The organism is Acinetobacter sp. UBA2063 (genome assembly GCF_002333245.1).
Lineage (GTDB): Bacteria > Pseudomonadota > Gammaproteobacteria > Pseudomonadales > Moraxellaceae > Acinetobacter > Acinetobacter parvus.
In genome coordinates, this window is the sequence record NZ_DDAH01000090.1 from 14,536 (window position 1) to 20,031 (window position 5,496).

3 protein-coding genes and 3 pseudogenes are annotated in these 5,496 nt (G+C 37.9%); 4 read left to right on the plus strand and 2 right to left on the minus strand.

The features are described 5' to 3' along the window. Positions 1 to 196: 196 nt before the first annotated feature. Positions 197 to 1,287: pseudogene (locus tag B4H32_RS03835) on the minus strand (IS4 family transposase). Between the two features lie 208 nt (positions 1,288 to 1,495). Here B4H32_RS03835 and B4H32_RS03840 point away from each other — a divergent pair. The 4 genes and pseudogenes from B4H32_RS03840 (at position 1,496) to B4H32_RS03855 (ending at position 4,910) form a co-directional block, all read left to right on the plus strand. Next, a pseudogene (locus B4H32_RS03840) lies at positions 1,496 to 2,428 on the plus strand (IS5 family transposase). A 322-nt stretch (positions 2,429 to 2,750) separates the two neighbouring features. Then, positions 2,751 to 3,377 carry a LexA family protein gene (locus tag B4H32_RS03845; RefSeq protein WP_286800075.1) on the plus strand — a complete coding sequence of 209 codons (627 nt, stop codon included), beginning with the start codon at positions 2,751 to 2,753 and terminating at the stop codon, positions 3,375 to 3,377. Between the two features lie 14 nt (positions 3,378 to 3,391). After that, positions 3,392 to 4,687: a Y-family DNA polymerase gene (locus B4H32_RS03850; protein WP_286800076.1), complete on the plus strand. Its 1,296-nt coding sequence runs from the start codon at positions 3,392 to 3,394 to the stop codon at positions 4,685 to 4,687. A 4-nt stretch (positions 4,688 to 4,691) separates the two neighbouring features. After that, positions 4,692 to 4,910: a hypothetical protein gene (locus tag B4H32_RS03855; protein ID WP_126039454.1), complete on the plus strand. Its 219-nt coding sequence runs from the start codon at positions 4,692 to 4,694 to the stop codon at positions 4,908 to 4,910. Between the two features lie 236 nt (positions 4,911 to 5,146). Here B4H32_RS03855 and B4H32_RS03860 read toward each other — a convergent pair. Further along, positions 5,147 to 5,496: pseudogene (locus B4H32_RS03860) on the minus strand (site-specific integrase); the annotation flags it as partial.

Consider the following 5,496-nt stretch of genomic DNA (forward strand, 5'->3'; position numbering starts at 1 on the left):
CTCCGACAAACCCGGTACGGTTCATGGTGTAATATAGCAATGAACTAGGCTTAGTGATATAGAATTTCGCAGATTATATTATTCATCTTATGAGCGTGATTTGGAATTAGTGAGTAAAAATGGATTGCTCCTACAATATATCGAAAAACAGAATGTAGAGTTTTGTTTAGCTGCGATTCTCTGTACACGACAAATTTCATAGGGCCCTTGTCCTATCAGGCTTTTTCTTCCTTAAAATTGCGAGCACTTTCTTAAATTCTTCTTTTTTTCCAAAACCAATCAAACGTAGAATAGCCATTTGAACATAGTCCAAACCGTATCGAAATAAACTTACTGAAAGTCGTCCATGCTTCTTTATTTTTATCGCTTTTTTTCGATCATGTTGCCATTCACCTGTTAAATAGCACCAACAGAAACCGATAGCTAGTACTGCTATCAATTTCTTGACTCGTCTAGGGTCTGTTAAACGATTATTTTCAAGATTGAATCCACGTCCTTTGAGACAACTAAATAAGGTTTCGATTTCCCAGCGTAATGCATAATCACGAATAGCAGAAGCATTAAACATAGGAGAAACAACAAGTAAAAGTTCTCCATCTTCTAATCGTAGCGCACTAATATACAGTTTCACTCGACCAACCCAAATACGTCGTTTACGACATTCAGTTTGACCAACTTGAAGATGACGAAATAAATCACTAATTTTATGATTCTTGGCTAAGTGATTGGTCACAATAAAGTTTTTTTAACACGTATACAGAAGTTAATGTCATTTTCAATTCACCATGTAAACCATTTCTCACCGATAAACTCTCTGTCTGCGAACACATTCACAATACGGTTTTTACCAAAAATGGAGATAAAGCGTTGAATCAAAGCAATACGCTCTTTTGTATCTGAATTTCCACGTTTATTGAGCAATGTCCAAACAATAGGTATCGCTATTCCACGATAGACGATGGCTAACATCAAGATATTGATATCTCGTTTTCCCCATTTCCAGTTGGTTCTATCCAAAGTTAATTGGACTTTATCGAATGAAAATATATTGAAAATTAACTGAGAAATTTGACGATAATCGAAATACTGATCTGCAAAGAAACGTTGTACACGTCGATAAAATGATTGTGGTGAGCACTTGATGGGTAAGGCTTTAGATGCGGAAGAAAGATTACATGTCTGTTTTACAATTAATGCCAGCATAATCAGTGTAAAACATTTTACATGTGACTTGTTCCACTTTAGATATTTGTTTAAGATGAGATGTAACTCATTGAAATGTGTCATTATATTAGTCGTCAGAAAACAAGTATTATGCCATTATTTCAATGAGTTATCTTCTTTTGTCGTGTACAAAGGCTGCGATTAAAAATAATCCTAAAGCGCTTAAATTTGCTCAAAAGCAAACTAGAGAAATGTGTTTACATCATTAGGTGAAATGGGCTTTGTTGCACAAAGCTATTCTTGAAGGCTTCTTCAGCAATATAATTTCCAGATGAAGAAGCCTGCACCTAAAATCTACCGTACAACCAATTGGTCCTCGTATAACCAAGCTTTAATCAAGCGAGGGAATATTTCAATCTGGTTTGATCCAAAGACCCAATGGTATGCACAACCACAAGGCAAGCACGGACGAAATCAAACTTATTCCAATACAGCGATTCAATGCTGTTTAATGATCAAATCTCTATTCTGTCTTTCTTTACGTATGGTCACTGGCTTTGCTCAAAGCCTGATTAAACTCAGTGGCTTGAATTGGACAGCACCAGATTACTCCCCCCTCTGTAGACGACAAAAGCATATTGATATTGCGATAAGCTATCAGAAAAGTCGTGATGGGTTACACCTACTCGTCGACTCTACGGGTTTAAAATTTTTAGGTGAAGGAGAATAGAAGCGTAAGAAACATCAGCCTGAATACCGTCGGAAATGGCGTAAACTGCATATCGGTATAGATGCTAAAACCCTGCAAATACGAGCAGTTCAGCTGACAACAAATAATATCAGTGATTCGCAAGTTCTTGGAAATTTACTTGATCAAATCCCATTAGATGAGCAGATTGATTCATTCTATACAGACGGGGCTTATGACACAAAACAATGCCGTCAGATCATTGCAGATCGGCAAGCGTATGCCGTGATTCCACCCAGAAAAAATGCAAAGCCTTGGAAAGATAACAAAGTTCATTCGCGAGAACGAAATGAATTACTTCGAACAGTTAAACGTTTCGGCAGGACACTATGGAAAAAATGGTCAGGCTATCATCACCGAAGTTTGGTCGAAACTAAGATGCATTGCATCAAATTATTAGGCGATAAACTCAGTGCTAGGAACTTTCAAAGCCAAGTCAATGAGGCACATTCCCGTATAGCTATTTTAAATAAATTTACAGAATTAGTCCGACCTCATACTCAAGTTGTCACTTAAATTTGAGGCACCTAGGAGAACTTTGCCTTTAAATCATTTATGCAATAAAGCCCTATATATCTGTTATATATAATGTTTATTAAAATACTATTTATGTTATTTAAGGTATTTTATGTCGGTAACTATTGCCAAGGTTGGGGTTTCTTTCACATGCTTGATGAATTCGTCACTTTTCCACGCGATGAGCAGAAACAAAACGACTTATTTTGACTTCTCCTTGTTTATCCACAACTTTTTAAATTTGAATTTTAATCCCTGTTAGTAATATCATATTTAGACAAATTCTACTTCCAAACACGCCACTGTAGCGTAGGAGTATCACATGTCTAAGAAGTTGCCGATCTACTTCTCTGATGACGCATGGTCATCTTTGCAAGAGCTCATGGGTCCAGAGGGTAAGCCAAGCCCTACCATCAATACAGTTCTAGAGCAAATCGCTGTTCAAAATGAACTTGTTGAGAAATTAGGGTTAACCGCAGTACTACCCAAATCCAAAGTCTCAATTCCAGTCTCTTTAGAGCGCATTCCTGCTGGTCCTGCATTTAGTATCAAGGATGAACAAGATAAAGCACTCGATCTGAATGAATTCCTTATTCATAACCCTATTTCTACATTTATCGCTTACGTAGACAGTGAATCCATGCTTGATGCAGGTTTTGAGATTAATGATCCGATCATTGTTGATCGCAGTATAGAAGCAAAGCACTACGATATCGTAATTGTATTAATTGATAATAGTGCTTCGACAATTAAGCGGTTAATGATTACAAGCAAGATGTCTAAGTCTGAAATCAAAGAGATTTTCGGAGATGAAGACTACCCTCTTCCAGACCTTTGGTTAAAAGCTGAGAATCCTAGATACAATCACATCATTCCCAACGACAGTCAGACAATATCTATTTGGGGTGTAGTGACTTTTAATTTAAAACGTATTCATCACCGTTCATAAAAAGAAGAATAAAAATGAAAAGTGAAAATGAGATATTCGCGTTAGTTGACGTGAATAATTGCTACGTCTCGTGTGAACGTGTGTTTAACCCTGCCCTAAATGATTGCCCAACCATTGTGCTCAGCAACAACGATGGCTGTGCCGTGGCAAGAAGCCAAGAAGCAAAAGACTTAGGTATAAAGATGGGGGTTCCTGTATTTCAGATTCAGGATTTGATCAAACAACATAACATTCAGGTGCTATCCAGTAATTTCTCTCTGTATGGTGAAATGTCTAGACGCTTTATGGAGCTTCTCGGGAGTTATGTTGCACCTGGAGAGCAAGAAGTCTATTCAATTGACGAATGCTTCCTAAAGCTCACAACGTATGAGCACTTATTTGACCTGACAGAATATGCGCAAGATATGAGGGCTAAAGCTTGGCGTTGGTTAGGACTACCCTGCTGCATTGGAATCGGTCGCTCTAAAACTGAAGCCAAGATTGCCAATCATCTCGCCAAGAAAAACAAGTTTTTCAATGGAGTCTGTAATCTGGTCCATATGGACCCATGCTCTACAGAAACGCTATTCGCACAAGTAGATGTATCCGAAGTTTGGGGCGTTGGCAGGCAGAACTGTAAGAAGCTCAATGCCATGGGTGTTCAATCCGTTCTAGATCTGATCAATGCCAATCCTAAAGAAATCAAAAAGCAGTTCAGTATCGTGATGGAAAAGACGGTGCTTGAGCTACAGGGCCTTTCTTGTATTGACCTGAGTGATGATGCGGTAGCGAAGAAGCAAATCATCAGCAGTCGTTCATATGGGAACCTAGTCTATGAAATTGATGACATCAAAGCATCTGTCCGGCTTTATGTTGCTCGAGCCGTAAAGCGAATGCGGGAAGATGGCTCAATCTGCAAGATGATCGGCGTGTATATCCAAACCAGTCGCTTTGATAAGTCTGAGCGTTACGCACCCTATATCATCGTTCAAATGCACGAACATACAGACGACTTATTGCTTATCACCAAGGCTGCGATGAAAGGCATCGATCAGATATTTAAGAAGGGTTTTAAGTATAAAAAGGCGGGAATCGTGCTGCTCGAAATCACAGATAAATCCAAATTTGTACCCGATCTATTCACGGACTATTCACATAGGCATGAACGCGAAAAACTTTCAGATGCAATCGAAGCCATCAGTGAAAGGTTTGGGAAGAATCTCGTCACATTGGGAATTGCCAACAATCAAGAAGCCTCATGGCACATGAATCAAAACCTTAGATCACCATCGTATTTAACCAAATGGTCAGACTTACCAAGAATAGGATAAAAACATGCACTTATTTAAATTAAATGATGAACAACTCGCACAGCTTCTTATCCCGAAACGTTTTGTACCACCTACTCCAGCTGAATATGAAGGCAAGAACATGGTTTATGTTTTTGATAGTGAGGATAAGTTTGAACTGACTTATGCTGAACTGGTGGAGATCATTAGCAAAGCGAGAATGGCTGGACCGAAGTTGATACCTGTTTTAGGTACTGTGAATTAGATTCAGCAGTGGCCGCACGCCACTTGAATCATGATTTGATTGGAAGCGGATTTGGGCTGAGAATAATTTAGTTCAAATTTAACCTGACAGACACATTATAAAATGGGTAACTGTCATATCGAGTTTGGACTACAAGACTTTAGCTCAGCGATTTACCAATTTACACTATTGTCTAAAATTCAGTGACGAAACTGTGATGCTAAAGTTTTTAAATTTCCCTCTTTAAGATGCTTAGGCTATTTAATCCAAAGTTCATCTTCTTGCATCATTTTTAACATTAAATTAAATATAACCAGCGGAGTAACATTTTTTTTGTTAGAACCGACAACTCTTTGAAAACTAAATTTAACGGTTCGCTCAGAAGCATCCAAATTAACTGGGTAGTTTTGTTTTTCTAAATACAGATGATCTCCTAACATTGGCTCTATACCAGTAATAAAATTAACAATTTGTTGCTCATCACCTTTTATTCGGCATTGAAAATGTAGAAAATTCTTACGCAGTTTTCCAAATAATAATAATATTTTAAGCGCCTTAACCATGTTCTTTTCTTTCAGTGCATCTTGCTGCCTATCATCTTTATAAT